Raw genomic sequence first — 26,070 nt, 5'->3', positions numbered from 1 at the left:
CCACCGGCAGCAACGTCCGCGCTACAACTCATCCAGTGAATGAATGCTCCTGTCCGCTTCGTGCGCCGCATCAGCTTCGTAATGCGCGTAGTTGCCCCGCAGAATCCGCACGGTTTTGAACCCCAGCGGTTTGATGCCCACAAAATCCTTGCGCACGTTATCGCCTACATAAGTCACCTCCTCCGGCGCCACGCCCTCACGCCGGCAAATCAGCTGGAAAACGTGCGGGTCGGGCTTGGCGCGGTGGCGGCCGTAGCGGTTGGTGAGGTAGGCGTGGCGTACCCGGCTGGCAAGATTTAGGGCGGCCACTTTGCGGGCCTGCACCTCCTTGTGGCCGTCGGTTACGATGTAGAGCGGCCAGTCGGCAAAGCGCGTGAGGCAGCGCTCGGCATCGGGGTATAGGCGCAGCTCGGGGTTGTGCTGCCGGTAGGTACGCAGGCAGGCGGCTACCAGTGCCTTACTCCAACGACCGTGCTGACGGAGCACGTTATCAAACACTTGGCCCCGGCCCTGTACGGCTTCTTCGGCAATCATGCTCATTGCCAATGCTTCATCCGGCACACTTAGTAGCGGACTTAGCAACGCGGCCACGGCTCGAAAGCCGCTGTGCACGTAGCTCAGTTCAGGGTAGAGCGTGTCGTCAAGGTCGAAAACGAGAACGGGCATAGGAATGGTATAGAGACGCAATATTTTGCGTCGCGTCGTTGCTGATGTTGTTATTACTGCGCGGTTATGTGTGGCCCCGGTCGTTCAACAACGAGACGCAAAATATTGCGTCTCTACAGCATAGCCGTAACCACATCTGCCGCCGCGCGCACTTGCCGCAACTGCCCCGCCACCGGCTGAAACGGAAACTGGCGCAAGTCAACGCCCGCCGATTCCTGCAAAAACCAGAAAAACGAATCGACGCCCGCCGCGATGCCCAGTGTAGATGCCCCCCCGAACCGGCAATTGCACTCGATGATGTGCAGGCCGCCAGCGGGCGTGAGCAGCGCTTGCAGCACAAAAGGACCGTACAGCCCCAGCTTTTCGATGGCCGGGGTGAGGCGCGCCAGCGCATCGGGCACTTGAATGGTGGTGGTTACCTGCGATTCGCCGCGCACCACCAAATCGCGGGTGCGGGCTATCAAGCCATGCACGCGGCCGGCCCGGTCCACGTAGCCATCCACGCTGATTTCCTGGCCTTGAATAAACGGCTGGAAAACAGGTTCCTGCAATTCGTAGGAGTGCGTGAGGGCGGCGGCTTCGGGTAGGTTGAGCCCCAGGCTAAGCGAGCCGGCGCCGTAGCGTTCCTTCACCACAAACGCGGCGTTGGGCGGCAGGGGCTCGCGGTCGGTGGCCAAGGCATCGAGACGCAAGCTGGTGGGGATGACCGGCAGGCCCGTCAGCCGGCCGAACGTGGCAAATTCCACCTTATCGAGGCAGCGCTGCACGGCGGCGGGCTCGCTCACCAGCACGGCAATGCCAGCGGCGGCCAACCCGGCGCGGTGCCGGGCCCAAAAAGCCAGTTCACCGTCGCGGGTCGGGATGATGTGCGTGATGGACTGCTCCTGGCAATAGCTAATAATCTCGGGCAGGTTGTCGTCAATGGTCAGCGGCATCACCCACTGCGCGTCGGCGTAATGAAAGGCCAGCGCCTGCGGGTTGAGGTCGCCGCCCACCACTTTCATGCCGGGATTGAAGCGCCTAGCCGCATCCTTGACGGCTTGGGTCAATGGCACTTTGGCCGAAATGCTGCTGATGAGCACATGGCCGACGCCCGTAACCGGAGCCGCTGCGGCCGGGGCAATGGTGGACTGACGCGCGCGTTCGAAGGCAATAATTTCGGGAATTGCAACTTCCAGCGTCGTCGTCGGTAGCCAGTTTATCTGGCTGCTCCACAGGCTCATATCGGCCTGCGAAGCCTCAAACGGGATATCCGAAGCCACGTAGTCGGCCCGCATTTCCGGGAAATTCTGCTCGAGCACCCCCACCACATCGGCCACGCGCCGGGCGCGGCCGGTGCCCAGGTTGATGATGCCCGTGACGGTTTCGGCCGCTGCTAATCGGAGCAGGCCCTCGGCCGTGTCGGCGGCGTAGAGGTAGTCGAAAAACGACTCGGCCCCATACACCGTGATTTTCTCGCCGGCCAGCAGCATCCGCACCCAGCGCGAGGTGATGTCGCGCCCGTTGCGTCCGTAGCCGCGGTAGATGCGCGGAATGGCTGTGCTAAACTGCTCGGCCCGAAAGGTTTGCAGAAAGCGCAGCTCAATCTCATGGGCCAGCTTGGCCATGCCCGTGAGGTTGCGGGGCAGGATGGGGTCGGTTTCGCGCAGGCTCCGGGCCTGGTGGGGTGCTTCGGCGAAGGTGTAGAGCGCCGGGTCGTAAATCAGGTAGCTGGAAGCGAACACCACGCGGCGCAGCGAAGGCAAGTCCTTCTGCACGGTCATGAGGTGGTGGCTGAGCTGCACGTTGTGCCGGAAATTCTCCTCCCAGAAGCCGTAGGTTTCGGTGGAGCGCTCGAAGGTGGCCGCAAGGTGAATGAACAAATCGGGCGCGAAAGCGCTGATTTCCTGCTCGGTGAGCCGGTTGAGGTCGCCCTGGCGGTATTGGAATTGTGCTGGGAAATCGGCAGGCGGCGGCTTAAGGTCGCCCACCAGCACCTCAATTCCGGTGTTGAGCATGGCCAGCCGGCGCACCATTTCCTGGCCAATCACGCCGGCCCCGCCGCTGATGAAAATTCGTTTAAAGGGCAATTCCAAAGGCTGTGGCATAGTCGGCGGCCAGTTGGCCGTGCATCAGTGAGTCGGCAAAAGTACCGGGTGCAAGCTGGATGTGCTGGCGCAAACGGCCTTCTAGTCGAAAGCCCGCTGCTTCCAGAATGGCGACGTGCGCCGGACGAATGTCATAGGTTTCGGTGAACAAGCGGTTGAATTTCAGCCCTTCAAACGCCACTTGCCCCAGCAGCCGCAGGTACGCCCTAAAATCCTGGCGGTAGGTAGCCGCATCGGCCGCCCGCGCCGGGTCGACCAGAAAAGAAACCTCGGCCCGCAAATCGGGCCACGAAAGGTGCACGAGGCCGCCGTAGGCAATCAACTCGCCGTTGTGCAGCAGCGAAAACAGCAATTGGCCGGGCTTCTCCTGTTCAAACAGCGGCAGCACGACGCGCTGAAAATAAGCATCTTGCTGCTCGGCGGTGAGTGGTTCGGCCTGGCGCAGTACCTGCAATTGCGCGTTGCGCCAGGCCCGAATCGGCTCCCGGTCCTCGTAGCGGATGGGGATGAGCTGGTAGTTATTCCAACGGTATTCGGCTTGGGAAAGGGGACGGTAGGTGGTCACGTTACAGGCGGAAAGCACATCATGCAGAGCGTCGCGAAGCATCTCGCTCGCTTACACGAAAGCAACTATTGGGATTACCTATGCAAGCGAGATGCTTCGCTGCGCTCAGCAGGACGGTTTACACCACCAAATACGAAATCAGCGGATTGAGTGGGCTGCGGCGCAAGGCGTAGTTGGCCACGCCAAATACCTCGTCAAATGCCAGCGTCTCGCCTGGAAATTCGGGGCAATTCAACTCATCAAACGCAACGACGGCGCCCTTCGTGAGGCGCGGCCGGATGGCTTCGAGGCAAGCCTTGGTGGGCGCGTAGATGTCGAAGTCGAAGTAGGCGAAGGCGATGACGGTTTCGGGGTGGTCGCGCAGGTAGCGGGGCACGGTTTCGGAAGCGTCGCCGGCCACCAGCTCGAACTTGCGCTTGTGCGGAATGGGGCTGTCGGCCTCGTGCAGGGCCAGGATTTGGGTGAGGTATTCCTGGTAATTCTCGGTCACGCCGTAGTCGCCTTCCTTCACCAATTGGCCGTCTTTGGCATCCACGGATGGAAATCCGCCGAAGGTGTCAAAGCCAATGATTTTGCGGTTGTAATTGAACGGCTCGTAAATGCCGCGCAACGCGTGCATCAGCGCCAGGTTCTGGCCCCAACGCACGCCGAATTCCATGGCCACGCCGTGCACCGGAATGATTTGCTGGTAGAGTTCGGTGAAGAACAGCAAGCGCGAAAATGTCTGCCGGTTCAGGTACAGGCCCAGGTTGTTGAGCAGTTCGGTGTTCGGAATCGGCGACTCACGTAGGGTTTGGGCGAAGCCTTCGCGGCGCAACTGCTCGGGCGCGGAAGCCCCACTGAGCACGGAAATAGGGGAGGACATGAGGTTAGTTGTCGGTGGTCGGCCAGATTTTTCTAAACGTCCTGCTGAGCGGAGTCGAAGCAGCTCGCGTGCAGCAGTAATTATTTCTTTGCCGGCTGCAAAAATGCAACAATACTGCGGCCCCGCCCAACGCTGGCCGGGGCTTCGTAGTAGGCGGCTATGGCGGGCAGTGGGGCCGTGCGCAGCAGAAAATTGTCCTGCGCCACCCGGGTTTGGTGAGCACCTTTGCCAGCGGTGCGGTCCATCACGTAGTTGGTGGCCGGGTTTAGCAGGTTGGGGCCAGTAATTTGAACAGCAATAACTTTTGCATTTGCCCAGCCGGTAGCTTCGGTCAGGTTTCGCAGGTCGGACTGGGTGAAACAGGAGAGATGTTCGGATAGCACCACCCAGAAGGGCCGGTCAATTTGGACGGTGTTGAAGAGGTGCTCTTGCAGGGTCGAAAAATCGTTGGGCACGTCTACCGTCGGCATCCATAGGGTAGGATTAGCGACCGGCAAAGGCGCAGCAGCCCGGCCGGTCCGAGGACGTGTTCGAGCACCTTGTCTGGCCACAGCACATCGAATTGCTGGCCGCCGGCCACAAGTTTTTGCACCTCCGCATACTGGTCGCCGGTGCGCAGCCGCCCCCGCAATGCCAGATGAAACCGCGCCAAGCTAAAGCTGCTGAAATCAAGCCTCCGCCCTGCCGCTGAAAACAGTCCAGCACCTAGGGGCGCAGCCGCAGCTTGCCCTTGATGTGCTCCAACTCCTCGGTCGGATATTTGGGCTGGTAGGTGGTCAGGTTTTCCTGGTAATAGCGTTGGGCGTAATAATTGCGCAGCTCGGCCGGGGTCGGTTTAACTTTGGTTTCACAGAGGCCGAACTCGTTCCTACGCAGGGAATCGGGCAAGTTCAGGTGGTCTTTTGCTCGATGTGTGCGTTCAGAGCCATGATTTCGGGATGGGCTTCGAGCAGGGCCAGCAGGTCGGCCACGTGCAACTCCTGGGCGTGGTGCTCCTCAATGAGGCGGCGCAGCACTTCGTAATCTTCGGCTGTATCCAAAGTGATGCGGAAGCGGCTGAAGTCGCCTCCGGGCCACACCTCGTCGCGGTAAATAACGCGCCCGGCCGCGGGCAGATTGGTTTTGATGTACGGCGTGACGTGTTCCCGTTCGTAGGGCAGGGTGGCGTTGGCGTAAGCTTCGGCCAGCATTTTCATGGAGAAAATCTCGAAATCAAGACCCCGCGGAAAGGTGCGCACAATGGAATTGGAGCGGTACACCATCGGGTTGCCCTCTTCCAGATACCGCGCCACGGCCGCGCCAATGAGTGGGCCATCCACCAGCGGGCAGTCGGAAGTGACGCGCACTATCACGTCGAGGTCGAACTTCTGCGCGGTTTCGTAGTAACGGGCCAGCACATCGGCCTCGCTGCCGCGATGGTAAGGCAAACCGTTGGTCTCCGCATAGGCGGCCAGCATGTCATCGGCCGGCTCGGTGGTGGTAGCCAGGTAGATGGGCAAGCCGCTTTGCTGCGCCCGGGCCACATGGTAGTCCAGCAGGGGGCGGCCGGCGGCGGGCAGCAGCACTTTGCTTGGCAGCCGCGTGCTGCCCATCCGCACCTGCGAAATGATGCCAGCGCGTTGCATTATGCAGCTACTTTTTCGAGTAGGTAAATCACGTCCTCATTGCCGCGCTCCGTGTCGGTAAGGTAGGGGTAGAGCTTCTGCTTGACCAAGCGGAGGTTTGGGAAATGGTGGAGAAATACTTGGGCAAAATCGGTTTTCCAGAGGAAACCCTCGTTGCCCCGGTACCTGATGGGCGTCGTCTCGGGGGCGTAATACTCGAAGCCCATGATGTAGCGCCGTGAGGTGCGCACCATCTCGCCCATGATGCGCGGCAAGTCCTCCGGCGCAATGTGAATGAGCACGCCGTTGGTGCAGGTCACGTCGAAGTAATTGTCTTTGAAGGGCAGGTCGAAGCCGCTGCCTTGCAGGATGTTCACGCCGCGCACGAAATCGCGTGCCTTTTCTACCGCATACTGTTGCAATTCAATGCCATACAGATTGGTAAAGCCAGCGGCTTGCAAACCCACCAGTTGCATGCCCGTATTGCAGCCCACCTCCAAAATGCGTGCTTCGTGCGGGAGATGGCCGAGGAATTCGGCATTCATTTCCAGCTTGGTGTGGCCAAACAGTTCGCGGTAAAAGGCATTCCACTCGTCGAGTGGGCGGGAGTTGCGGTCGGTGTATTCGCGGCCGAAATCGCCGGCCCAGAAGTCTTCTTGTTGGGTGTGCTGCAAGGGAGTGGTTGGTTGGATTAATCAGTAGAACGTCATGCTGAGCGCAGCCGAAGCATCTCTCCCGCGCAACTAATGCTAACGATTGGATTACTTCTTCGGGAGAGATGCTTCGGCTGCGCTCAGCATGACGTTCAATTATCACCCATTTCGGGATAAAAATTCGGTGATGCACGCCACCACGTAGTCCTGCTCCTCGTCGGTCAAGGCCGGGAACATGGGAATGCTGAGGCACTGCGCGTAATAATTTTCGGCTAGCGGAAAGTCACCTTCGCGCCAGCCCAGGCTTTCGTAGTAGGGCATACGGTGCACCGGAATATAGTGTACCTGCGCAAATATCTGTTTGGTCTTCAGGTAGTCGTACAGCTCGCGCCGATTTTCTACTTGAATCACATACAGGTGGTAGGCATGGCCGGGGGCGCTGGGCGCCAGCACCGTGAGGCCGGGTACCTGGGCGAAGGCCGTATCGTATTGCGCGGCCAGCTGGCGGCGACGGGCCAGGCCTTCATCGGCGCGGGCGAGCTGGCTGAGGCCAAGGGCACAGTTGAAATCGGGCAGGCGGTAGTTGTAGCCGAGTTCCTGCATTTCCATATACCAGCCGCCGTCGGGCTCACGCTGCAGGTCGGCCGGGTCGCGGGTGATGCCGTGGGTGCGCAGCCGCAGCAGGTGATGAAACAGCGCCTCGGAGTTGGTGGTAATCATGCCGCCCTCGCCGGTGGCAATGTGCTTCACGGGGTGGAAGCTGAAGATGGCGAGGTCGGCAAACCGGCCGTTGCCGCAGCGCTGCTCCTGGCCCTGCGAATCAAGGAAAAAACCGCCCGGTGCGTGGCAGGCATCCTCAATTATCCAGAGGCCAAAGGCGTCGGCCAGTTGGCGGGCCGCTTCCATATTCACGGCCAGGCCGGCAAAATCGACGGGAATCAGGCCGGTGAAATAATCTTTGGGATGCGCTTCCAGCAAGGCCCGCACCTTGGCCAAATCAATCAAACCCGTGGCGGGGTCGATATCCGCAAAATGGACTTCGCCGCCGCAGTAGCGCACGCAGTTGGCCGAGGCCGAGAAGGTAAGGGGCGTGGTAATGACGCGCTGGCCGGGCTGCACGTTCAGGGCCAGGGCGCAGAGGTGCAGGGCGGCCGTGCCGTTGCTCACGGCCACGGCATATTTGGCCCCGATGTATTGGGCAAACTGCTTTTCAAATTCGGCTACCGTGGGCCCTTGGGTGAGAAAATCGGCTTGCAACGCGGCCGTGACGGCCGCTACATCGGCCTCGGTAATGTGCTGGCGGCCGTACGGAATCGGGCGAGTGGGATGGAAGGCGGTATCAGGCATTGCCGGGCAAATTATTACGCCTCAAAATCGGCATCCACGTGCAGGCGGATTTCCTCGCGAATCTGCTTGGCGTCGAGCCATTCTTCGTTATTGGCCGAGTCGTACTGGAAGCCCAGCGGCACGCGCTTGCCGTGGAAGGTTTCGATGAATTTGTCCACGTTCCAGGTCGGCATCGAGGGCAGGATAACGTAATAGCGGTCCAGCTCCACGGTGCTCAAGGCATCGGTTTCGGTAATCATGGCCTCGTGCAGCTTCTCGCCGGGGCGGATGCCCACGATTTTCTGCTCGCACTCCGGGCCGATGGCGCGGGCCACTTCCGTGATTTTGTAGCTCGGGATTTTCGGTACGAAAATTTCGCCGCCCCAGGCGTGCTCCAGCGCATAGAGCACCAGGTCAACGCCCTCTTCGAGCGAGATGTTGAAGCGCGTCATGTCGGGATGGGTGATGGGCAGCACGCCGGTGTGGCGCTGCTGCAAAAAGAACGGCACCACCGAGCCGCGCGAGCCGATAACGTTGCCGTAGCGCACCACCGAAAAGCGCAAGTCGCGGCTACCCTTCATGTTATTGGCCGCCACAAACAGCTTGTCGGAGCAGAGCTTGGTGGCGCCGTAGAGGTTGATGGGCGCGGCCGCCTTATCGGTGCTCAGGGCCACCACGTCCTTCACGCCCGAATCCAGCGCCGCGTTAATCACATTTTCGGCCCCGAAAATATTGGTCTTGATGCACTCCATCGGGTTGTACTCGGCGGCGGGCACCTGCTTGAGGGCGGCGGCGTGAATCACGATGTCGATGCCTTCGCAGGCGCGGTGCAGGCGCTGCGGGTCGCGCACATCGCCAATGAAATAGCGAATGGCCGGGTACTTGGCCGGGCTGAACTCCTGGCTCATCTCGTACTGCTTCAGCTCGTCGCGCGAGAACACCACGAGGCGTTTCACCTCCGGGAATTTTTCGAAAACGGTGCGCACGAATTGCTTGCCGAAGGAGCCGGTGCCACCCGTAACGAGGATGGACTTGTGGTTGAGGTCGAGAGCCATGAAAATTGAAAAGCCGAAATCAGGACTGCAAAAGTAGTTCAATTGGGTTTGGTTGACGTGGAGAAACAACAGAACGTCATGCAGAGCGTAGCGAAGCATCACACAAGCCCCGCAAAAACGCCCGTTACTCCCGACCTTTGGCCCGCGGAGCTTCTGCCGCGGCGCGAATGCTATTCAATTCCCTTCATTTCCTCGTCTTTTTCCCGCTCGTCGTCGGGCTATACTACGGGCTGCCGCCGCGCTGGCGCAACCCCCTGCTGCTGCTGGCCAGCTACTACTTCTACATGAGCTGGCGGGCGGCCTACGCCATCCTGCTGCTGGCTACCACGCTGTTGGATTACTATAGCGGCTACCGCATGAGCCAGCTGCCCGGCAAGCAAGCGCGCCGGCCCTGGCTCTACCTCAGCTTGGCCAGCAACCTGGGCACGCTGTTCGTTTTCAAGTATTTCAATTTCTTCCGGGACTCGGCTCTGCAGCTGGCTGAAAACCTGAACCTGCCGCACGCGGCCCTGCCGACGCTGGGGCTGCTGCTGCCGGTGGGCGTGTCGTTCTACACGTTTCAGTCGGTGGGTTACATCGTGGATGTGTACCAGGGCCGGCTGGAGGCGGAGCGGAATTTCGGGCGGTTTGCACTGTTTGTAGCGTTTTTTCCGCAGCTGGTGGCGGGCCCCATTGAGCGCGGCGGGCACATGCTGCCGCAGTTCCGGCGGCGGCATGCGTTCGATTATTCGCGCATCGTGCGTGGCTTGCGCCTCATGGCCTGGGGCCTGTTCAAGAAAGTGGTGGTGGCCGACCGGCTGGCCCTGCTCGTCAATCCCATTTTCAACAACCCCCGGCAGCACCCCGAAGGCCCGCTGCTGGTGCTGGCCACGCTGGCCTTCACCTTCCAGATTTACGCCGACTTCTCGGGCTACACCGACCTGGCCCGCGGCGCGGCCCGCGTGCTGGGCTTCGATTTCAACCTGAATTTTCGGCAGCCTTACCAGTCGGCTTCGGTGCCGGAGTTCTGGCGGCGCTGGCACATTTCGCTGTCGAGCTGGTTTCGGGATTATTTGTATATCCCCTTGGGCGGCAGCCGGGTAGGCCAAGCGCGGGCCTATTTCAATCTGCTGGTCGTTTTCCTCGTCAGCGGCCTTTGGCACGGGGCCAACTGGACGTTTCTGGTCTGGGGCGGCCTGCACGGAATTTACCTGGTCGTCAGCACTTGGGCGCGGCCGTGGCGCGAGCGGCTGGCGCAGCTCACGGGCCTGGCCGGGCGCCCGGGCTTGCGGCGCGGGCTGGGCGTTTTGCTAACCTTCGGGCTGGTTGCCTATGCCTGGGTGTTTTTTCGGGCCAATACCCTGAGCGATGCCGTGTTCATCAGCCAGCATTTGCTGCGTGGGTGGGCGGGGCTAAGTGGCCGGCAGTGGGGCACCTTGCTCCTGGAGTTCTCGCAACACTACCGCCCCGAGCTGGTCGTCGCCGTGTTCGGCGTGGGGCTCATGCTGCTGGTAGAATACTTCGGCAGCCAACGCAGCCCGCAGGCCTGGGTGGTGGCCCAGCCATTTGCCGTGCGCTGGGCCGGCTATGCCGGCCTCGCGCTGCTGATTCTTTATCTGGGCGTTTTCAACAGTACCTCGTTTATCTACTTTCAATTTTGAAAAGCCCACTTGTTGCCGCCGTTTCGAAGCTGCTGCGGCGGCTGGCGCTGCTGGCCGGTGCCCTGCTGCTGGGCGCGGTGCTGCTGTGCCCGGTGGTATTCAAGGGCCGGGTCGATGCCTTTTATGGCCGCTTCACGAGCCCGCTGGCTGGCTCGCTGGTATTGGGCACCTCGCGGGCGGCGCAGGGCATTCAGCCGGCGGTGCTGGCGGCGCAGCTGGGTGGCCGGTTCGAAGGGCCGCTGCTGAACTACGCCTTCACGCTCACGCATTCGCCCTATGGGCCGGCTTACCTGCGCAGCATCCAGCGCAAGCTGCGGCCGGAAACGAAAAACGGCTTATTTATTCTCGCAGTCGACCCGTGGTCGCTGTCGCTCACCGGGCCCGAGGGCAAGTTTCCGGAAGAACAGTCGTTCATCGGCCAGCTCCGCCAGGTCAGCCAAAATCCCAACCTGCCCTACCTCGCCCGCTACCAGACCAAGCCGCTCTACCGCCTGCTGCTCGACTATGCCACCGCCACCGAACGCCTGCACCCCGATGGCTGGCTGGAAGTCAATATTGGGACCGACAGCGCCCAAGTGCGGGCCCGCACCGCCCGCAAACTACAGGACTACCGGCTGCTGGCTGCCAGCCAGCACCTGTCCGCCGGCCGGTTGACGGGTTTGCGCCACACTATTCAGTTTTTGAAGCCGCACGGCCGCGTGGTGCTGGTGCGCCTGCCCGTTGGTGCAGCATTGCTTCAGCTGGAGCATGTCTACCAGCCCGGCTTCAACCAGCTCATGCGCCAGCTGGCGGCCGATGTGGCCGTGCCGTTTCTGGATTACAGCGCCCAGCCTTATGCCACCACCGATGGTAACCACTTGCAGCAGAGCGCCAGTGTTGGTTTCAGTCGGCAGCTTGGGATAGACTTAAGCAAGTAATTCAACTCGCTTCATGCTAGCAAGACTATTCGATTGCAAGGCGCTGCATGGTTGCGGTGCTGCCAATCATTATGCGCAGAGTATAGAGACCTTTGGCCAAAGTAGATACGTCGACGAACGTGGCTGTGCCAGCGGAGGACAAGGGAATGGGCTTGCCTGCCAATTGGCCTAAACTATTGATTAAGAAGGCCTGAGCTGGGACTGCATCAGTAGAAAGCGGCGCCACGATGTTGAAGCTGGCATGGGCCGGATTGGGGTACAGCGAAAAGGCGGCGTGGGCTCTGGCCACCGGCGTTGCCAAAGCCGCCGAAGTCCCGTTATTGAACCGAAGGCTGACCGTACTGGTCGTGAAATTGGCGGCCAGCAAATCCATATCGCCGTCGTTGTCCATGTCGGCGGCGGCAATGCCGTTGGGGTTGGTGCCAGTTGGTACGGTGGGCGTGAGAATAAAGGAGCCGCTGCCGTTGTTCAGCCAAACCAAGACGTTATTGGAATAAAAATTCGAAACGAGCATGTCCTGGTCGTTATCGCCGTCGATGTCGGCCGTGACTACGCTGCTGGGCGTAGTTCCCGAAAGGTAGTCGGTGCCGCTGCTGAAATAGCCACTGCCGTTATTGAAGCGGATGCTAACCGTGCCGCTGCCTGCGTTGGCACTCAGCAAGTCCAAGTCGCCGTCGCTGTCCAGGTCGCTCAAGGCGATGCTTCGGGGGCTGCTGCCCACAAAGGCATCGTACCCCGGGCTGAATGTACCGTTGCCGTTGTTAAGGCGCACGCTGACGGTATTGCTGCCGCTGGCCATGTTGGCCGTGAGCACATCCAAGTCGCCGTCGTTGTCCACATCGCCCGTAATCACCTGGAAGGGCAGTCCGCCAACGGCGACATCGCTGCCACCGCTGAAATTGCCGCTGCCATCGTTGAGGCGAACCGACACCGAGTTGTTGGCCCCGTTGGCAGCCAGAAAATCCTGGTCGCCGTCGGCATCCACATCGGCGGTGGTGATGCTTTGTGGCTGGCTCCCTACCGGCACTTCGGTAAATCCGCTAAAGAAGCCGGTGCCATCGTTGAAGCGTATGCTCACAGTGTTGGCCCCGTAGTTGGCTGTGAGCATATCCAGGCTGCCGTTGCCATCCAAGTCGGCCAGGGCCAAGCTACGCGGCTGGTTGCCCACGCCGGTAGCGGTGCTGTTAGTGAACGTGCCGTTGCCGTTGTTTAGCAGGGTTATAACCGTAAAGTTGGCAAAGGAGGGGGTGAGAATGTCCAAATCCCCGTCGTTGTCAACATCGGCTGTTTTTACAGCATACGGCGAGGCGCCGGTGGCAATATCCGTCCCATTGACGAATGAGCCATTGCCGCCGGTGGCCGCTGCCGTGAACTGAAAAATCCGGGGTGTCGCCAGCGCTCCGGCAGCGCTTCGGGCGGCTGTGGTAATGCTTACGCTCACGGTCTCGCCGGCCCTGAAGCTGCGCGTTGGCGAAAAAGTCAGCTCATTGTTGTTGACGGAAACGCCACCGCTGGTGCCAGTGCGCAGCCCGCCGCGCTGGTTGCTGAAAACGCGTAGTGCACTGGTCGAAGCTGCCGTCAGCGGTTGGCTAAACCGCACCGTGACCGGGCTGGTCCGGGGTACACTGTTTTGGTTGGCCGTTGGCGTAATGCTGCTGATGGTGGGCTGTGCATGAGTCGACCAGGCAACGAAGCCCATTAGCACCATGGTAAGTACTAGTTTGGTTGGGTAGAAACGTGTTGTCATAAAAGGAGTTAAGGAATTAAAGAAATGCGCAACAAGTTAAGCGCTTTGCCTAAGACATCCCTTATAAGGCTACCGCAATTTTGGCCAGCTGCCCCGCCAGCCCCCGGCGTGAGTAGCGGGAGTGGCTCACGGCCGGCAAATCGAGGTTGGGGTTGCTGCGCCACTGCGCCGCTAAGGTCTCGAGGGTTTGGCGCATCAATTCCTCGTCTTCGTAGGGCAGGGCTTGGCCCGCGCCGCATTCCTGCAGCAGGTTATCGGCGTCGGAGCCCGCGGGTCCGACGCACAGAATAGGTTTGTTAGCCGCCAGGTATTCAAATACTTTGCCTGGCAGAATGCCGAAGTTGCGTGGCACGTCCGGAATGGCCATGAGCAGGACAGAGGATTCCAACAGGAATTGCACCGATGCATCGTGCGGCACAAATGGAATGAACTCGGTAACGGACAGCAAGCCCGCCTGCTCAATTTGCCGGCGCAGTTGGGTAGAAACCTGGCCCACGAAGCGCAGCCGGAAAGGCACTTCGGGATGGGCGTCGGCGCAGGCAGCCACGGCTGTCAGCAGGTTGTCGATGTGGTACAACTCGGTGATGGTGCCGGTGTGCGTAATGCGTAGGCTGTCGGCCGGTGGGCGCGAGGACTGTCGGAAGTCCGATTCGTCGTAGCCATTGGGCAACACGTGGAACTTGGTAGACGGCAAAGCCGGCAGCTTGGCCAAAAACAGGCGTTTCGTTTCGGGCGAGGTCACCAGCACGGCGTCGGCCTGGGTCAGCACCTGGCGCTCGTAGCGCGCGTCCAGCCAGGCAGCTAGCGGCGTGTGGTGCAAGTCTTTGTAGTAGTATATGTCCGTCCAGGGGTCGCGCAGGTCGGCCAGCCAGCGCAGGCCGTGGCGTTTTTTCAGCTCCAGGCCAATAAGCTGGGTAGAGTGCGGCGGCGACGACGTGAGCACGGCGTCAAACCGCTCGCCGGCCGCCAGCAGCTTTTCTACCGCGGCCAGGGCGTGGCGGTTCCAGCCCCGGCGCGGGTCCGGAATAAACAAGTTGCCGCGCACGAAGCGTAGCGCCTTCTGCACGGCACCGGGCTTGCCTTCGTTGGCAAAGCCGCCGTAGGGCACGGCGCGGCCGGTCAGCTTCTTGTAGCTCTCGAATGGCTCCGAGGTTTTGGTGCGGATGACGCGCACCGTGGCCGGCACTTCGGCCAGCAGGCTTTCGTCCCATACCGGGTAGGTGGCCAGCGCCGCATCCACGGTTATCACGGTGGGCGCCACGTTGAAATGGCCCAGGTGCTTCACAAACTTGAGGCAGCGCTGCACACCGGCCCCGCCCGAGGGCGGCCAGTAGTAAGTAATGACGAGCAGGCGGAGCGGGGGAGACGTGGGCACGGAATGTTGATACACAAAGCGGGGCGCGAAGGTACACCGACTGCCGCTTTTCAGGCTTTTATGGTTACTTTTGGGGTTCAGTAAAGGCAACTGCGGAAGGTGGCCCCGGCTACGGAATCCGAAAAATTCGCCTTTAATCCGACTAATCCGTGATTCATGTTTGACAGTCTCTCCACCAAGCTCGACCGGGCCATTAAAACCCTCAAAGGTCAGGGCAGCATTTCCGAAATCAACGTCGCGGCCACCATCAAGGAAATCCGCCGGGCACTGGTTGACGCCGACGTTAACTACAAGGTTGCCAAGGATGTAACCGATAAAATCAAGGACGCTGCCATGGGCCGCGACGTGCTTACGGCTGTGTCGCCGGGCCAGCTTATGGTCAAAATCGTCTACGATGAGCTCACCGAGCTCATGGGCGGCGAAAAGAAGGACATCGTCATCAAGGGCGACCCGGCCGTGATTTTGCTTTCGGGCTTGCAGGGCTCGGGCAAAACCACCTTTGCCGGCAAGCTGGCCAGCTACATCAAGAAGCAGGGCCGCAACACGCTGCTCGTGGCCTGCGACGTGTACCGCCCCGCGGCCATCGACCAGCTCAAGGTGCTCGGCGAGCAAATCGGGGTGGAAGTGTACTCGGAAGTTGAGAACAAGAACCCCGTTGAGATTTCCCGCAACGCCATTGACTATGCCCGAAAAAATGGCAAGAAGGTAGTCATCATCGACACCGCGGGCCGCTTGGCCGTGGACGAGCAGATGATGCGCGAGATTGAAGCCGTGAAGTCGGCCATCAACCCGAGCGAAACGCTGTTTGTGGTGGACTCCATGACCGGCCAGGACGCCGTGAACACCGCCAAAACCTTCAACGAGCGTCTGAATTTCGACGGTGTGGTGCTGACCAAGCTCGACGGCGACTCGCGCGGTGGCGCGGCCCTCAGCATTCGGGCCGTGGTCACCAAGCCCATCAAGTTCATCTCGACGGGCGAGAAGATGGACGCGCTCGACCTGTTCTACCCCGACCGCATGGCCCAGCGCATCTTGGGCATGGGCGACGTGATTTCGCTGGTCGAACGGGCGCAGCAGCAGTTCGACGAAGACGAGGCGCGGCGCATCGAGAAGAAAATCCGCAAAAACCAGTTCGACTTCAACGACTTCCTCGGCCAGCTCGAGCAAATCAAGAAGATGGGCAACATCAAAGACTTGATGGGCATGATTCCGGGCATGAGCAAGGCCATGAAGGACGTGGAAATCGACGACGACGCCTTCAAGCCGGTCGAGGCCATTATCCGGAGCATGACCAAGCAGGAGCGGGCCAACCCCGACCTGCTCAACGGCTCGCGCAAGCGCCGGCTGGCCAAAGGCTCGGGCACCGACATTCAGCAGGTAAACGCGCTGATGAAGCAATTTGACGACATGCGCAAAATGATGCGCACCATGAACAAGCTCAGCCAGACTAAAGGCGGCATGGCCCAGATGGCCAAGATGATGGGCGGCATGAAAGGCGGCCCCGGCGGCATGATGGGCCGCTAAGCTTCCGGCACTGCGCCTGTACTATCTGGGGCCCCGACGAATGCGTCGGGGCCCTTTTTGTGAAAGCGTATGAAAGCAGTTTCCCCACCGGATAATTCATCGAAACAGGCTGTCGGCTAACGCATAGGCCCCTCATCGCAAGCGTTCTGTAAAAATATTCTCTGGCTCGGAATCTTTTGGTGCAATTATTGTTAGCATCATCGTGAAAGAATAGTTTTTTAAGGTGTTTTGGTATGGATAGGCGGCGGGGTTTCCCTGCCGCCTATTTTATTTACTGACAATCAATGTATTATCCGTGAAGCGTGGAGGTGGCTGAGTGAATTGCGCCCAGCTGCTGAGGGTAGAGCTAAGCCCAACTGGTTAGGGAGACGCGTAAACCGTTGGAAGGCTATCCAGTTTTGGGCACTAAAGCCCACGCCCCAATTGCCGCTTGCACCGGGAAATAAGGGGCGCCGCTTGTAAGGGTACACCATCCGCAGCGTCGAGCCGGGCGTAGGTGTGGCCCCCTCGGGGGCGGTACTTTGCGCCGGTTTCCTATTAATTCGCTTGTTTATGAAGCAACTCGTTGAAAAGCACCCGTTGGCCATTCGCTGGTTTCACTGGGTCAACTTCCCCGTCCTGAGCCTGATGATTTGGAGCGGGCTCTGGATTTATTGGGCCAACGACGTGTACCGTATTGGTTGGGGCCACACCACGCTGTTTAAATTCTTCCCGCAGTCGTTCAACGATGCCCTGCACCTCGACCACAAGCTGGCGCAGGGCATGAGCTGGCATTTTGTGCTCATGTGGGTGTTTTTCGGTAATGGCGTGCTTTACGTGCTCTACACCATTATTTCGGGCGAGTGGCGCTACCTGTTGCCCACGCGGCACTCGTTTCGCGAGGCGGTGTTGGTGACCCTGCACGACCTGGGTCTTTACAAAAAGCCGCTGCCCGTGCGCAAGTTCAACGGTGCCCAGCAAATTGCCTATACCAGCGTAATCCTGATGGGCCTGGGTTCGGTGCTCACCGGGTTGGCCATTTACAAGCCCGTGCAGTTTGGCTGGCTCACGCAGGCGCTGGGCGGCTACGAGTTTGCCCGCATCATTCACTTTGTGCTCACCCTCGGCTATGTGCTGTTTTTTATCGTGCACATTGCGCAGGTGGTTCGGGCGGGCTGGAATAATTTTCGGGCCATGGTGGCGGGTTTCGAGGTAGAAGAAATCAATCCTGCGACGCACGAAATCGTGGCCGGGCCTACCTCGCTGCCTGCCGCCGATGCGTCACTTTCGTCGAAATAATTAGCTGTTTTCGGTATGACTGAGCCAATCCGTACCCCGGACCCCCTTACACCCAAGCCTCGGCAGCAATCGGAAGCGGCTGTGCTGGCCGATGCCCGCCGCCGCTCGCGCCGCTCCTTTATTGGGCTGGGGCTGGCCAGCCTGGCTGGCCTTGGCGGCTGGCGCTGGCTGCTTTCGCGTCCCGACGATGCCGGCATTCCGCACCCGCTGCGCCAAGTACTGGACGCCAACGGCCGCCTGAGCCGCGCCTATTTTAAGGAAACGCGCCTCGCGCCGGAATTTGCCCGGAGCCGTGCCCGCACCCCCCGCGAAAACGGCGACGTGGGGCTGGATTCGGAGTTAGATGCTGATGCCTGGCGCCTGCGTGTGCAGGCCTACGGCACCGGCAAGCTGCAGGAATTTACGCTGGCCGACATCAAGGCTCTACCCAAAGTGGAGATGACTACCGAACTCAAATGCATTGAGGGGTGGAGCGTGGTCGTGCACTGGGCCGGCGCCCGGCTCTCCGATTTTCTGGCCCGCTACCCGCTGGCCACCCGCAACGGCCGGCCCGCCGACCCGCTCCATCCGCCCGCCGACCTGGCGCCCTACGTGGGCATGCTCACCCCAGACGAGCAGTATTATGTGGGCCTCGACATGGCCAGCGCCCTGCATCCCCAAACGCTGCTTTGCTACGAGATGAATGGCCAACCGCTCACGCCGGGCCACGGGGCGCCGCTTCGGCTGGTTACCCCGCTCAAGTACGGCATCAAGCACCTTAAGCGTATCGGCACCATTGCCTTCGCCGATACCCGCCCCAAAGATTACTGGGCCGAACTGGGTTACGACTGGGATGCAGGCCATTGACGCTTAGCGCATCATGAGCCATTGGTACTAAATAAACGTCCTACTGAGCGGAGTCGAAGCATCTCTACCCTGTAACTAATCCTTTGGGTTGGATTACTATTGAAGCTATTTAGAAAATCGGCTCTGCCCGGTCGGATGCCCTAGGCGTCCGACCGGTTGTGGGTCGACGGTCAGTTGGAAGCCGTGCTGGCGACAACCGGTCGGACGCTTAGGGCGTCCGACCGGTCAACGAGACACTTCATAGTGCAGATTCGGGGTTGGTGTACCGTTGCGCGAACTGTGTAGTTTGTGCCCCCGCGCCAGTCGCTTCGATAAGATGGTGCGGGGACGCGAACTACACAGTTCGCGCTACTTCCAGCGCCTGTATACCGACTCCGAAACCGCTGTAAACAACCTTATTGCGATAGAGAGGTTTCGACAAGCTCAGCATAATGTTTCTGTTGCTCCCTGCTTCCTGAATTAATGCACTACCCGCAACTCGTAGCGCTCCGGGGCGCCGTTGAGGGCGGGCACGTGCCAGGCGCCCACGCGGCTGGGGCCGTAGCCCAGGTTCACTTTCACCCATTCATCGCGGGTGGGGAGCATGGCAATGATTTCCTGCTCCAAGCGGGCTAAGTCTGCAGGGGTGATTTCCGGGTTTTGGGAAGCGTCGGTTTCGGCGCGGCGCAGGCTCTTTTCAGCTTCCAGGTAAGCATTTACTTTTTCTTCCAGCGGAATAAGCGCCGGGTTCAGGTAGTCGAGATTGGAAGCCATGGCAGCGGAGCAAGCAAAAATGTAATGAGGGAGAACGGCAAAATGCGTCGTTTTCAAAACGAGTTTCGGGCCGAAAAGATACGGCCGGGTTTGTTGCGGCGGCTAGGAAGTGGCCGGAGGTACTGGGGCGGCCGGGCGGTTGCGCTGGCATTTTTCGCCGCAATACTTCACCTCGGCCCAATTGGCGCGCCACTTTTTTCGGTACTCAAACGGCCGGCCGCAGGTGGCGCAGATTTTGGTGGGCAACTGGCCTTTACGCAGTTTTTGGGGAAGCATTGGGACAACGAATGTAGCGCGGTGCCATCCAAACGCCGGACCGGCCCACGAAGTTTTGGGTACTTTTCGCCTCCGAAACGGTTGGGGCTGGGTGCCGCGTGGCTGCACCCGATGCTGCCAGTTTTCCGTTTCCCTTTTCATGACGACAACCACCGCCCCCGATATCCTGGGCCGGGCCCTGCTGGCCTGCCACCACGGCGATACCACCGCAACCCTCAACGTGCATTGCAACGTCGCCGAAGACGAGCCCCTGCACGCCGCGTATTTCTTTCGCACGCTGCTGCAGATGCCCGAACTGGAGCGCCTGGCCCTGGACGAAAGCCGGGGCCGCGTGCTCGACCTGGGGGCCGGCGCCGGCTGCCACAGCCTGGAGCTTCAGGGCCGCGGCTTCGAGGTGAAGGCCGTGGATGTATCGGCCGGGGCGGTGCAGGTGATGAGCGAACGGGGCGTGCGGACCGTGGCGCGGCATGATTTATTCGCCCCGTTGCCACCCACCGAAGTGCCGCACGACACCATTTTGCTGCTCATGAACGGACTTGGCCTGACCGGCACGTTGGAGGGGCTCGATAAATTTCTGGCTCATGCCCGCACCCTGCTGGCTCCCGATGGCCAGATTCTGGCCACTTCCTCCGATGTGCGCTACCTCTACGAAGACGAGGACGGTGCTGTGCTCATCAACCTCAACGGCCCCTATTACGGCGAGGTAGAGTACCGCCTGAGCTACGCCGGCCAAACCGGCGAGCCTTTTCCCTGGTTATTTGTCGATGCGGCCCTGCTCAACGATGCGGCCGAAGCCGCCGGCTACACCGCCGATTTCCTGAGCGAAGACGACAACGGCCAGTACCTGGTCCGCCTGCAACTTGCCTAGCGCGGTCGGCCGGCAGTCCCTGGTTGAAGCAACCAGGCGGAGTACCCCGAAATTTTATTTCGGCCCGTCTGGTCCGGCGCATGGACCGAAATAAAATTTCGGGGTACTCCGCCTGGTACTTCGCCCAACAACCCCAGTAGCTTAGGCCATTATTCAGCCCACGGCATTCCATCAACACCATCCGTTGCTTCCTTAACTATGACCGACATCATCACCTACCGCACCCGCTGGGCCGATATGGACCCCAACGGCCACATGCGCCACTCTGCTTACGCCGACTTTGCCGCCGACCAGCGGGTGGTGCTCCTGGCCAAAGTGGGCTTCGACATCAAACGCTTTGCGCAGCTGCGGCTGGGGCCCATCCTGTTTCGGGAAGAAACCAAGTACCTCAAAGAGGTAAACATTGGCGAAGAAATACGGGTGGATGGCCGCCTGGCCAGCGCCAGCGCCGATGGCTCGCGCTGGACCATTGTGCACACCATTTTCAAAGCCGATGGGCGCGTGGCCGCCACTGTCACCGTGGACGGCGCCTGGATTGACCTAGACCGCCGCAAGCTTACCGTGCCGCCGGCTGAGTTGGCCGCCGCCTTCAGCACCATGCCCGCGTACGAGCCCCCGGTGGTGTAATGGAGGCTTAAAAGTGGAGAGGTTGACGTTAAACAAACTGATATTCTGGTGCCTTAACTTTTAGCTCTCCGCTTTTAACGGTTTTCCAAAACAATACCTTCTTACTTGCTGCTCACCCCGGAAGCAGTCGGCCGGAGCGCTTTGGTAATGCGGTTGAGCTGCTGCTGGTGGTGGAGCAGGTGGTCGAGCAGAAAGTCCATTACTTGATAAATGGTAATCCGCCCGGAGCGGGGGTGCGGAAAAATAGCGCGGTTCAATTGGCGGCCCGGAAACTCGTTGAGCAGGCGCTCCAATTGGCGGCGGCTGGCATTCCAGGTATTGCGCAGTTCCGCCAGAGTCGGCAAGGCGCCGGCATCGGTGAGGGTGGCCACGCCGCGCGGCGCCTTGTATTTGAGGCCCGGGATGCGCAGCAGCAGGCGCACGAAGCGGGCCCGTAGCCGCGTCAAGAGCCCAACCTTGGGCAGCAACTCTTCCGACTGCATTTTCTTCTGCACGTATTGAATGATGTTGCCTTCGATAAATAAGAGGTGATGCACTACCTGCGTGGCCGACCATTTGCCCGGCGCGGGAGCCGTTGCACTGTCGGGCCCCAGGGCTTCGGCCGAGGTAAGCAGGCGCTCGGTGGCGCGTTCCAACTGTTCGAGTTTGAGGTGCAGGCGGTGGTTCATACGGGTGGGATGGAGTAAGCGCGGGGTATACGATGGAAAAGGGCGTAAAAGGTACGGAACATGGCGCGGTGCCGGCACTAATCAGTAATGCGCCCGGACGGTGGCCGGTTGATTGGCTGAGCTGCCGCGCACTAGCTTTGCCCGGCATGCACACCGCTTTGGCTTTTCTGCGCACTCCGTGGCCTGCCCGCTGGCGGGTGCTGGTGGTGGTGGCGCTCTATGCCATCTACCTGCCCCTGAGTGGCTACACGCCGGACCAGTTTCGCTTCGACGCCGCCGAGTATTGGGAATTGTCGCTCCGGTTCACCCGGTACGGCGGCTTTTCCCTGCTCGCCTTCGATGCGCCGTTGCGGGGCTACCTGGGCCCGTTGCTGATATTGCCGGCCCGGTTGCTCTGCCACTTCACGGGTTGGTCGATGCTGCGCGGGGCGCAGGTGCTCGGCATGGGTTGGGCGGCGTTGCTGTTTGGCGTGGCCATTCCCCAGCTTTGGGGACGGGCAGTAGGGGGGCAGATGAGCGGCGCCCGATGGCTGGCCTTGTTGCTGCTCAGCTTTGTTTTTTGGCGCGACTACTTCAACTTCACCCTCAGCGACATCCCCGCCCTCACGTTGTTGCTGCTGGGGTTGGCGGCGCTCTGCCGAGCAGGCATAGGGCAGGCGTTTGCCGCCGGCCTGTTGCTGGCGGCGGCCCTCAACATCCGGCCAATTTATGTGGCTAGCGCGCCCGGTTGTTTGTGGCTGTTGGCCGGGGCGCCATTGCCGCGGACCGCGAAGCTGCGTTATGCGGCGCTGGTAGTGGCGGGGGCGGCGCTGGTGCTGCTGCCGCAATGGCTCATCAATCAGCGGCACTTTCAGCAGGCCACGCCGCTGGTGCTGGCCCGGCAGCCCGGCAGCCCGCCGCTTTACCTCAAGCAGCTAGGCTGGGGCACGCGCTTTCAACGGTATGAGTCGAGCCTGATACCGAAGATTCCGCGCTCCCTGGTCTATGCTGACCCGAATGGCCGGCTGGCCCTCGCTGCTGAGCCAGGTCAGCATTTTGCTACTTACATGCATTACCTGGCCTTTGTGGCCCGGCAGCCACTGGCCACGGGCGCGCGCTACCTCAAGCACCTCTTCAATGGCCTTGACATCTGGTACCCATCCCCTTACCCCCGGCGCTTGCACCCGCCGGGCCAGTTCGGGCTGCGACTGCTGAATTATGGCCTGCTCGGGCTAGGCACCTGGCTGGCGCTGCTGGCTTTGTGGCGTGGCACGCGCCGAAACGTCTTGCCCGCCAACAACAAAGGAATCGTGCCGGTGCTCCTGGCGCTGCTGCTGCCTTCTTTGCTGGTGCTGCCCACCCTGATGGAATGCCGATTTTTGTTGCCGCTGCATTTGTTGCTAGTCACTGGAGTGGCGGCGCGGTGGCAGCCCTCTTGGAAGGGACAAAGCAGGGCGTTTCTAAGCAAACTGGTTAGATTGACCATGCTGGCGGCTTGGGTATGGGGCTGTTGGCAGCTCTCCGAAACCACTGCCCGGCAGTTGCGCCCACCCTCCGAAGCCCCGGAATGACGCTGCGCTTAATGAAGAATGAGGAGTGAGGAATGAAGAAATACCCAATGGCAATTCTTCATTCCTCACTCCTCATTCTTCATTAAGCGCGCGAAGCGCAGCGTTACGCTTTGGCGTAGGTTACTTCCTTCACGGCCTTCACCACGCGGGCCACGTTGGGCAGCGAGGCTTCGATGAGCGTGGGGGCGTAGGGCAGGGGAACATCGGCGCAGGTAATGCGGATGACGGGGGCATCGAGGTGGTCGAAGGCGCGGCGCTGCACGATGTAGCTCAGCTCGCTGGAAATGCTGGCCAGCGGCCAAGCTTCTTCGATGACCACCATGCGGTTGGTTTTCTTCACCGAGGCAATGAGCGTGTCGAAGTCAATGGGCCGCACCGAACGCAGGTCGATTACTTCGGCTTCGATGCCTTCCTTGGCCAGCTCATCGGCGGCGGCGTAGGCAATTTTCATCATCTTGCCGAAGCTCACCAGCGTCACGTGCTTGCCCTGGCGCACCACGTTGGCTTTGCCTATTTCGAGCAGGTACTCCTCTTCGGGCACCTCGCCCTTGTCGCCGTACATCAGCTCCGACTCCATGAAAATAACCGGGTCGGGGTCGCGGATGGCCGATTTCAGCAGGCCTTTGGCGTCGTAGGGGTTCGAGGGCACTACCACTTTCAGGCCGGGCGTGTTGGCAAACCAGTTCTCGAAGTTTTGCGAGTGCTGGCTGCTGAGCATGCCGGCGTTGCCGGTTGGGCCGCGGAACACGATGGGGCAGGAGTACTGCCCGCCCGACATGGAATAGAGCTTGGCGGCCGAGTTAATCACCTGGTCGATGGCAACCAGCGAGAAGTTGAAGGTCATGAACTCGATGATGGGAACCAGCCCGTTGGCGGCGGCGCCCACGCCGATGCCGGCAAAACCCAGCTCAGCAATTGGGGTATCAATCACCCGCTCGGGCCCGAACTCGTCGAGCATGCCTTGGCTCACTTTGTAGGCACCGTTGTACTGGGCTACTTCTTCGCCCATGAGGAACACCCGCGGGTCGCGACGCATTTCCTCGGACAGGGCCTCGCGCAAGGCCTCACGAAATTGAATTTGACGCATGGTTTTGGTTAGGTAAAGCCGGATTCCGGCCGTTCGACAAAGCTACGACAGGGGCGGACGTTGGGGCAAATTAAGATGGGAGTTAAGTAATAGGCCGCGCCCACCGCAGTAATTACAAAGTGGGTTGAATCAATAAAAACGGTCATGCTGAGCTTGTCGAAGCATCTCTACCGCAACACTAAAATTGATTAGTCACAAGGTAGAGATGCTTCGACTCCACTCAGCAGGACGTTCAATCTATGTTCACGGAAGCGTTACGGCTATTTCAGCGCTTCCCGGAAGCTTTTGCTCTGCACAAACTCCTGAAATTCCAGGTCCTCCACGGCGCGCTGAGCGTAGCTGCGGTCGAGCGCCACGGCCTGTTTGAGGAAGCTGGTGGCCGTGGTTTCGTCGTGTTGGCGGGCGGCCACCACGGCCATGCCGTAGATGGGGGCAGCAGCCGCGGGGCGCAGAGCTGCGGCTATTTTGTACTGCTCCAGGGCCAACTCGTAGTGCTCGCGGCCCAGCTCGATGAGGGCGTGGTTGAGGGCATTCTGGTAGGAGGGGCCGGCGTATTGCAGGCTGCGGAGGGCCTCGTCGGGCTGGCCCACCTGGATTTCCAGCGCGGCGCGGTCCGAAAAAATCTTGCGTAGCAGCGGGCGCGGGCCACCCAGCTTGATGGCGTAGTCGTAGTTCTGTAGGGCTTCGAGGCGGTCGCCGGCGCGGTGGTAGGCCGTGGCGGCGTGGTAAAAGAACTCGGCCGTGGGGTTGCGGTGGGCCGCCAGCGTAAAGTTGACGGCGGCGCGGTGGTAGTAGGCTTTCTGAATCTTATCGGTGGGCTCTTTTTCGGCGCGTTGCAACAGGACTACGCCCAGGTTGTGGAAGGCTTCCCAGCTGTTGGTGTTGGCGGCGGCCACTTCGTAGATGCGCTGCTTTTCGGCCAGCAGCGGGGTGAGCGTGGCCGAGTAGCGCAGCTCCTCGGGCGTGAGGGCATCGGCTTCAATCTGCTTCTCCACAATCTTTTTCGACAGCAGGTACACCTCCGAGTCGTAGCGCTTGGGGGCGGTGTAGGTAACGGCCACCGTGCCGAACCGCAGCACCGGGTAGATGTATTGCTCGATGTAATCGAAAAAGGTAAGGCGATGCAGGGCCTTTTCTTTTTCCTCAAACGTGCCCTTGGTGTCGTTGATGATGGTGACGACGGAGTCCATCTGCTCGGGCTTGAGGGCCGAGGTAGTCACCTTTTGCAGGAAGGTATCCCATTTGCGCACGTAGGCCAGGGTGTCGAAGCGAATGGCCTCTACCTTGTTCAAATACGAGAAATTCTTGACCCGCTGCTGGTAGTAGTAAAGCAGCATGCGCACGCGCTTACTGGCCAGCAGGCGGTTGTGGGCATCAGTGGAGTCGGGCGAATGGCCCGCGATGATGAGCACCTGCTTGGTTTGCTGATTGGCGTCGATGAGGTCTTCCAGCGCCTGCACGTTGGTACCCAGGTAGCCCCGGATGTACCACTTGTCTTCGTCAAAATAAAAGGGCAGCACCCGGGTGCCGCTCATGTTGTTGTTGGCCTGCTCGGGCAGCAGGCTTAGGGTCGTGTCTTCGCGCACCACAAGGCGGGCGGGGTCGGAAATACCGCGGGCCACCAGCACGTTGTCGGGCGCGCGCAGCAGACGGCCGTCGCGTTTCAGCTCGCGCACCTGGCCATGGGCCAGCAGTTCGCCGGGGTGGCGGCTGGGGGTGTTGGGGATGCTGTATTTGCCGGTTGCCAACAACTGACCCTTGTGTTCGTCGTCGTACACGTAATTGCCAAAGCTGAAGGAGATGCGGCCCAAGGTGTCTTCGCGCAGGCCGTGCTCGTAGCGGTAGCTCAGCAGTAGCTCGTACACCACGCCTTTGTGCAGGTGCTTGGCCGGCACGCGGGCCTCTACGGTAAAGGGCACGTCATCGCCCGAGGCCGTGAGCGGCGCGGGGTGGGCCGTTACGGTACGGCCGGTTTCGGCTTGTTTGAGCACCCGCGGCAGGGTGCAGCCCGGCAATAAAGCAACAGCGGCTGCCAGCAGCCCGTAGGCCAGAGGCCGCAAAAAAATACTCATCAAAATGCGCAAGGCAGGAAA

At 60.5% G+C, this 26,070-nt stretch carries 25 protein-coding genes; 8 read left to right on the top strand and 17 right to left on the bottom strand.

Annotation, left to right across the window (positions count from 1 at the left end; genetic code table 11):
- Positions 1–21: 21 nt before the first annotated feature.
- The 10 genes from JKL48_RS09755 to pseB all read right to left on the bottom strand — a co-directional run bounded on the left by JKL48_RS09755 (position 22) and on the right by pseB (position 8,821).
- Positions 22–666, bottom strand: coding sequence for an HAD family hydrolase (locus JKL48_RS09755; protein ID WP_201981860.1), 645 nt, complete (start codon positions 664–666; stop codon positions 22–24).
- Positions 667–779: 113 nt separating this feature from the next.
- Complete coding sequence (locus JKL48_RS09750; RefSeq protein ID WP_201981857.1) at positions 780–2,735, bottom strand: NAD-dependent epimerase/dehydratase family protein; 1,956 nt, start codon at positions 2,733–2,735, stop codon at positions 780–782.
- Positions 2,725–3,318 (bottom strand): GNAT family N-acetyltransferase, encoded by a 594-nt coding sequence (locus tag JKL48_RS09745; RefSeq protein WP_201981854.1) that lies wholly within the window; start codon positions 3,316–3,318, stop codon positions 2,725–2,727. Before JKL48_RS09745 ends, JKL48_RS09750 begins: the two co-directional genes overlap by 11 nt.
- 118 nt (positions 3,319–3,436) lie before the next feature.
- The gene (locus JKL48_RS09740; protein WP_201981852.1) at positions 3,437–4,183 is read right to left on the bottom strand and encodes a class I SAM-dependent methyltransferase; all 747 of its coding nucleotides are present in this window, start codon (positions 4,181–4,183) and stop codon (positions 3,437–3,439) included.
- An 80-nt stretch (positions 4,184–4,263) separates the two neighbouring features.
- Positions 4,264–4,653 (bottom strand): hypothetical protein, encoded by a 390-nt coding sequence (locus JKL48_RS09735; protein ID WP_201981850.1) that lies wholly within the window; start codon positions 4,651–4,653, stop codon positions 4,264–4,266.
- 235 nt (positions 4,654–4,888) lie between these two features.
- Positions 4,889–5,071 carry a hypothetical protein gene (locus JKL48_RS09730; protein WP_201981848.1) on the bottom strand — a complete coding sequence of 61 codons (183 nt, stop codon included), beginning with the start codon at positions 5,069–5,071 and terminating at the stop codon, positions 4,889–4,891.
- A gap of 2 nt (positions 5,072–5,073) precedes the next feature.
- Positions 5,074–5,808 carry a cytidylyltransferase domain-containing protein gene (locus tag JKL48_RS09725; RefSeq protein ID WP_201981846.1) on the bottom strand — a complete coding sequence of 245 codons (735 nt, stop codon included), beginning with the start codon at positions 5,806–5,808 and terminating at the stop codon, positions 5,074–5,076.
- Positions 5,808–6,461, bottom strand: coding sequence for a pseudaminic acid biosynthesis-associated methylase (locus JKL48_RS09720; protein ID WP_201981845.1), 654 nt, complete (start codon positions 6,459–6,461; stop codon positions 5,808–5,810). The genes JKL48_RS09725 and JKL48_RS09720 overlap by 1 nt, the downstream gene beginning before the upstream one ends.
- Positions 6,462–6,599: 138 nt before the next feature.
- Positions 6,600–7,787: a UDP-4-amino-4,6-dideoxy-N-acetyl-beta-L-altrosamine transaminase gene (gene pseC, locus JKL48_RS09715; RefSeq protein WP_201981844.1), complete on the bottom strand. Its 1,188-nt coding sequence runs from the start codon at positions 7,785–7,787 to the stop codon at positions 6,600–6,602.
- A gap of 14 nt (positions 7,788–7,801) precedes the next feature.
- Entirely contained in the window at positions 7,802–8,821 is a 1,020-nt protein-coding gene (pseB, locus tag JKL48_RS09710; protein ID WP_201981842.1) for a UDP-N-acetylglucosamine 4,6-dehydratase (inverting), read from the bottom strand.
- A gap of 167 nt (positions 8,822–8,988) precedes the next feature.
- Between pseB and JKL48_RS09705 the strand changes: the two genes are divergently transcribed.
- Positions 8,989–10,461: an MBOAT family O-acyltransferase gene (locus tag JKL48_RS09705; protein ID WP_201981841.1), complete on the top strand. Its 1,473-nt coding sequence runs from the start codon at positions 8,989–8,991 to the stop codon at positions 10,459–10,461.
- Positions 10,458–11,378, top strand: a complete 921-nt coding sequence (locus JKL48_RS09700; RefSeq protein ID WP_201981840.1) for a hypothetical protein — start codon at positions 10,458–10,460, stop codon at positions 11,376–11,378. Before JKL48_RS09705 ends, JKL48_RS09700 begins: the two co-directional genes overlap by 4 nt.
- A gap of 25 nt (positions 11,379–11,403) precedes the next feature.
- Here the strand turns inward: JKL48_RS09700 and JKL48_RS09695 are convergent, their stop codons facing one another.
- Together JKL48_RS09695 and JKL48_RS09690 are read right to left on the bottom strand one after the other, a co-directional pair.
- Positions 11,404–13,125, bottom strand: coding sequence for an FG-GAP-like repeat-containing protein (locus JKL48_RS09695; protein ID WP_201981839.1), 1,722 nt, complete (start codon positions 13,123–13,125; stop codon positions 11,404–11,406).
- 61 nt (positions 13,126–13,186) lie between these two features.
- Positions 13,187–14,500 (bottom strand): glycosyltransferase family 4 protein, encoded by a 1,314-nt coding sequence (locus tag JKL48_RS09690; RefSeq protein ID WP_317191918.1) that lies wholly within the window; start codon positions 14,498–14,500, stop codon positions 13,187–13,189.
- 156 nt (positions 14,501–14,656) lie between these two features.
- On the opposite strand from JKL48_RS09690, the gene ffh reads away from it, so the two are divergent.
- The 3 genes from ffh (at position 14,657) to JKL48_RS09675 (ending at position 18,148) form a co-directional block, all read left to right on the top strand.
- Entirely contained in the window at positions 14,657–16,024 is a 1,368-nt protein-coding gene (ffh, locus tag JKL48_RS09685; protein ID WP_201981838.1) for a signal recognition particle protein, read from the top strand.
- Between the two features lie 552 nt (positions 16,025–16,576).
- On the top strand, positions 16,577–17,302 hold the full coding sequence (locus JKL48_RS09680) for a cytochrome b/b6 domain-containing protein (protein WP_201981836.1): 726 nt from the start codon (positions 16,577–16,579) through the stop codon (positions 17,300–17,302).
- A gap of 15 nt (positions 17,303–17,317) precedes the next feature.
- The gene (locus tag JKL48_RS09675) at positions 17,318–18,148 is read left to right on the top strand and encodes a molybdopterin-dependent oxidoreductase (RefSeq protein WP_201981833.1); all 831 of its coding nucleotides are present in this window, start codon (positions 17,318–17,320) and stop codon (positions 18,146–18,148) included.
- 459 nt (positions 18,149–18,607) lie between these two features.
- Here JKL48_RS09675 and JKL48_RS09670 read toward each other — a convergent pair whose 3' ends face one another.
- Positions 18,608–18,901 (bottom strand): hypothetical protein, encoded by a 294-nt coding sequence (locus JKL48_RS09670; RefSeq protein WP_201981830.1) that lies wholly within the window; start codon positions 18,899–18,901, stop codon positions 18,608–18,610.
- A 102-nt stretch (positions 18,902–19,003) separates the two neighbouring features.
- Positions 19,004–19,177: a DUF2256 domain-containing protein gene (locus JKL48_RS09665; protein ID WP_201981827.1), complete on the bottom strand. Its 174-nt coding sequence runs from the start codon at positions 19,175–19,177 to the stop codon at positions 19,004–19,006.
- A 139-nt stretch (positions 19,178–19,316) separates the two neighbouring features.
- Between JKL48_RS09665 and JKL48_RS09660 the strand changes: the two genes are divergently transcribed.
- The gene (locus JKL48_RS09660) at positions 19,317–20,045 is read left to right on the top strand and encodes a class I SAM-dependent methyltransferase (RefSeq protein WP_201981824.1); all 729 of its coding nucleotides are present in this window, start codon (positions 19,317–19,319) and stop codon (positions 20,043–20,045) included.
- A 198-nt stretch (positions 20,046–20,243) separates the two neighbouring features.
- Positions 20,244–20,672, top strand: coding sequence for an acyl-CoA thioesterase (locus JKL48_RS09655; protein ID WP_201981822.1), 429 nt, complete (start codon positions 20,244–20,246; stop codon positions 20,670–20,672).
- A gap of 101 nt (positions 20,673–20,773) precedes the next feature.
- Here the strand turns inward: JKL48_RS09655 and JKL48_RS09650 are convergent, their stop codons facing one another.
- Positions 20,774–21,340, bottom strand: coding sequence for a DinB family protein (locus JKL48_RS09650; protein WP_201981820.1), 567 nt, complete (start codon positions 21,338–21,340; stop codon positions 20,774–20,776).
- 146 nt (positions 21,341–21,486) lie between these two features.
- On the opposite strand from JKL48_RS09650, the gene JKL48_RS09645 reads away from it, so the two are divergent.
- Positions 21,487–22,890: a hypothetical protein gene (locus JKL48_RS09645; RefSeq protein WP_201981818.1), complete on the top strand. Its 1,404-nt coding sequence runs from the start codon at positions 21,487–21,489 to the stop codon at positions 22,888–22,890.
- A gap of 103 nt (positions 22,891–22,993) precedes the next feature.
- Here the strand turns inward: JKL48_RS09645 and JKL48_RS09640 are convergent, their stop codons facing one another.
- On the bottom strand, positions 22,994–23,977 hold the full coding sequence (locus JKL48_RS09640) for a pyruvate dehydrogenase complex E1 component subunit beta (RefSeq protein WP_201981817.1): 984 nt from the start codon (positions 23,975–23,977) through the stop codon (positions 22,994–22,996).
- Positions 23,978–24,237: 260 nt separating this feature from the next.
- Positions 24,238–26,037, bottom strand: coding sequence for a tetratricopeptide repeat protein (locus JKL48_RS09635; protein WP_201981816.1), 1,800 nt, complete (start codon positions 26,035–26,037; stop codon positions 24,238–24,240).
- Positions 26,038–26,070 lie beyond the last annotated feature (33 nt).

Source organism: Hymenobacter rubidus (assembly GCF_016734815.1).
Classification (GTDB): Bacteria; Bacteroidota; Bacteroidia; order Cytophagales; family Hymenobacteraceae; genus Hymenobacter; species Hymenobacter rubidus.
Note: the sequence above shows the minus strand (reverse complement) of the source record. Positions and strands in the feature narration are given on the sequence as shown.

Bases quoted from the DNA above. Each gene is read 5' to 3' on its own strand.
- JKL48_RS09755 (WP_201981860.1), bottom strand. From the start codon at position 666: ATGCCCGTTCTCGTTTTCGACCTTGACGACACGCTCTACCCTGAACTG.
- JKL48_RS09740 (WP_201981852.1), bottom strand. From the start codon at position 4,183: ATGTCCTCCCCTATTTCCGTGCTCAGTGGGGCTTCCGCGCCCGAGCAG.
- JKL48_RS09735 (WP_201981850.1), bottom strand. From the start codon at position 4,653: ATGCCGACGGTAGACGTGCCCAACGATTTTTCGACCCTGCAAGAGCAC.
- JKL48_RS09725 (WP_201981846.1), bottom strand. From the start codon at position 5,808: ATGCAACGCGCTGGCATCATTTCGCAGGTGCGGATGGGCAGCACGCGG.
- pseC (WP_201981844.1), bottom strand. From the start codon at position 7,787: ATGCCTGATACCGCCTTCCATCCCACTCGCCCGATTCCGTACGGCCGC.
- pseB (WP_201981842.1), bottom strand. From the start codon at position 8,821: ATGGCTCTCGACCTCAACCACAAGTCCATCCTCGTTACGGGTGGCACC.
- JKL48_RS09705 (WP_201981841.1), top strand. From the start codon at position 8,989: ATGCTATTCAATTCCCTTCATTTCCTCGTCTTTTTCCCGCTCGTCGTC.
- JKL48_RS09695 (WP_201981839.1), bottom strand. From the start codon at position 13,125: ATGACAACACGTTTCTACCCAACCAAACTAGTACTTACCATGGTGCTA.
- ffh (WP_201981838.1), top strand. From the start codon at position 14,657: ATGTTTGACAGTCTCTCCACCAAGCTCGACCGGGCCATTAAAACCCTC.
- JKL48_RS09680 (WP_201981836.1), top strand. From the start codon at position 16,577: ATGAAGCAACTCGTTGAAAAGCACCCGTTGGCCATTCGCTGGTTTCAC.
- JKL48_RS09675 (WP_201981833.1), top strand. From the start codon at position 17,318: ATGACTGAGCCAATCCGTACCCCGGACCCCCTTACACCCAAGCCTCGG.
- JKL48_RS09670 (WP_201981830.1), bottom strand. From the start codon at position 18,901: ATGGCTTCCAATCTCGACTACCTGAACCCGGCGCTTATTCCGCTGGAA.
- JKL48_RS09665 (WP_201981827.1), bottom strand. From the start codon at position 19,177: ATGCTTCCCCAAAAACTGCGTAAAGGCCAGTTGCCCACCAAAATCTGC.
- JKL48_RS09660 (WP_201981824.1), top strand. From the start codon at position 19,317: ATGACGACAACCACCGCCCCCGATATCCTGGGCCGGGCCCTGCTGGCC.
- JKL48_RS09655 (WP_201981822.1), top strand. From the start codon at position 20,244: ATGACCGACATCATCACCTACCGCACCCGCTGGGCCGATATGGACCCC.
- JKL48_RS09650 (WP_201981820.1), bottom strand. From the start codon at position 21,340: ATGAACCACCGCCTGCACCTCAAACTCGAACAGTTGGAACGCGCCACC.
- JKL48_RS09645 (WP_201981818.1), top strand. From the start codon at position 21,487: ATGCACACCGCTTTGGCTTTTCTGCGCACTCCGTGGCCTGCCCGCTGG.
- JKL48_RS09640 (WP_201981817.1), bottom strand. From the start codon at position 23,977: ATGCGTCAAATTCAATTTCGTGAGGCCTTGCGCGAGGCCCTGTCCGAG.